Annotated in this window: 2 protein-coding genes; both read right to left on the reverse strand. The window is 45.9% G+C overall.

What is annotated here, in order from left to right; genetic code table 11:
* Positions 1-109: 109 nt before the first annotated feature.
* Positions 110-862: an HNH endonuclease gene (locus V3C40_RS28220; protein ID WP_331779162.1), complete on the reverse strand. Its 753-nt coding sequence runs from the start codon at positions 860-862 to the stop codon at positions 110-112.
* 21 nt (positions 863-883) lie between these two features.
* On the reverse strand, positions 884-1468 hold the full coding sequence (locus tag V3C40_RS28225; RefSeq protein WP_331779163.1) for a hypothetical protein: 585 nt from the start codon (positions 1466-1468) through the stop codon (positions 884-886).
* Positions 1469-2302 lie beyond the last annotated feature (834 nt).

Consider the following 2302-nt stretch of genomic DNA (forward strand, 5'->3'; position numbering starts at 1 on the left):
GTTTCACACAGCCTGGCCCCACAGCAGACATCCATCATCCTTAACTCATTTGAAGATCAATATTAAGGATAATATCTTTTCTCACTAACCTCATGGTTATCGGGAGATTTCAAAAGTCATCTTTTTGAAATACAGAGCTCAAATGTTCCTTGAGATAAAGCGCTTGAGCAGAAGTCGGATTTTTGCGGAGGACATTGGGAACACCCTTGAGTAATTCTTTGTCCCGCAACTCCTTAGAGACATGCATATGCCCTTTCTCGTCAAATCCAATCAAGCCCGCATCGAACAATGCGTCCAGCGTTGCTACGAGTGGAATTCCATTATTGGGGTCCAAACGTTCATTGTCGTTAGACTTGCACCATGGCTTCGCATGTGATGCCCGAAGCACAGGTAATATGGAACATCCAGTCACTGCACATTGATCGTCCCACAGCGATAACAGCTCCTTACGATACTTGCCTTGACCAAGTCGTGCCAAAACCATTGTGGCTCGCATAGTCGGGTTATCGCAGTACTCGTCTTCAATGTCTTCGATGTCGGCCGGAATCGATGCAGCCTCTCCCATTTCATGGTAGTCCGTAACAACTAATCCCTTCGGGACTATCCGGAATCCAAGGTTCTTTAACATTTCGTGCCACTTTCCGTCTTTTGCCCCTGCAAAACTTGACGGAGGCATATCTCCTAGTTTTGCTAGTTCGCGAGAAATCGAGACAATTGCTTTAGGAGGGAATGATTCTCCATTAATGATCACATCATATCTAGTACTGTCTCGAAAACCTTTGTAGCCAGGATTTAGGCTCCAAAATTTTGCGGCCTTTTCGACGTGGTCTGCTCGAACCTGCCGCGCTTTTTTTATGGGCATTTAAAGTCCTTTTTTTGTTAGCTACGTTGATGACAGGCAGCTTCTGGCAGAAACCACCAAATTAGTCAATGAGTCAATTTGCTCCTCGTCTGGCAAAAGAAATTCTGATTCGGGAACAAGGCTAGTCCATTGCTGATAAAATGTAGACATATCTTGCACAGCTTCGATTGCTGCGTCTGGAATAGGTGTTGCGTCCGCATCTTTATGCGCTTCTGAGATCTCGACAACTACTTCTTTCGCCTTTGGATGGACTAGATCGTTTCGGCGCTCGGCAATTTTAGTCACGGTCCTAGTTATTGCCAGGCTCTGGTTAGTATCGATCCCATGACATATTTTCAACAGTGCTTGTACTTTCTTGGGCTGACTGAGTCTCTCAATAAACGAGTCAAATGGAGTCTGCCCCAGTCGAACCACTCCATAGAAGTTGAGGAAAGATTCCACAGCCATCGCAGTGAAGATTCGGACCGAATCAGACAGCAGATCTCTGCGACGTACTTTTCTCCATAGTTCAGCATGACCTACATCACCGCTGCGGATCGACCCACCACCCGAGGGCCAGTCAGTCTTTATTTCAGCCGTTAATCTCATAAGCTCGTCAAGCAACATGCGGGAGTATTCCGGATACCGGGAACTCTCTGTAAGCCATGTGCGAGTCTCACCTAGGGGCCTTAGGGCAAATCGTTGACTTTGCCACTTTTCCATACTTGTCCTTTCGTCTGGCACTATAACGGCTGCTGTTGGCCTGACTCGGCCCCCTCTGGCAACTCAAGTATGCGACGGCACTATCAAGCTAAGCCGAATCAGCAGAGCTCTAGATGAGCGGCGGTCAAAGCTGGGAGAACGTGGCGGATAAAGCTTCAAAGAATTTTTGGCGGGACGCAAGTATTTTTTCTCGCCATTCCTGTAGCTCTTCATCCTTGTACGATGTGCTTCGTTCAAAAACTTTTCTTTTGAATTCGCGTATCAGATCAGCATATTCACGCAAGGATTTTTGTGCCTCTGAATTTCCCATCAAGAGCAATTTTGCTTCTGCACTAGTAAGACCTTTTGCGGCATAAAGTATTCCCGTTTGGCTCCTGCCAAAGCCTCTCTTCTATCGTCGGGGACATCCTTTTTCGCCAACTTATAACGATTCCATTCTGTAATAATCGCCCAATAACTAAACACACTATGGCTAAAGGCCTCAAATTCCTTAGCAACCTTTTCTAATAATTCCCGTTCTCGTTGAATTCGAGTCTTTTGCTTTTCGTTGACATGATTTTTCTTTGTTACAAGAAAGGAGGCAATACCGGCAATGATGGAGCCGAGTCCGATCTTAACTGCGGTATCAATTATATCTAATCCTGTTGCAGGCCTTTATTTTCCAATTAGTTCTAGTTATTTTGTACAAAGTCCTGCTGATCGAAGACGAGCATGCCTACGGCAACGGCTGGTCTTGGC

Source organism: Janthinobacterium sp. LS2A, assembly GCF_036543145.1.
Classification (GTDB): Bacteria; Pseudomonadota; Gammaproteobacteria; order Burkholderiales; family Burkholderiaceae_D; genus Janthinobacterium; species Janthinobacterium aestuarii.

Excerpts from the sequence above, each read along its gene's own strand:
- V3C40_RS28220 (WP_331779162.1), bottom strand. The coding sequence starts at position 862 with ATGCCCATAAAAAAAGCGCGGCAGGTTCGAGCAGACCACGTCGAAAAG.
- V3C40_RS28225 (WP_331779163.1), bottom strand. The coding sequence starts at position 1,468 with ATGTTGCTTGACGAGCTTATGAGATTAACGGCTGAAATAAAGACTGAC.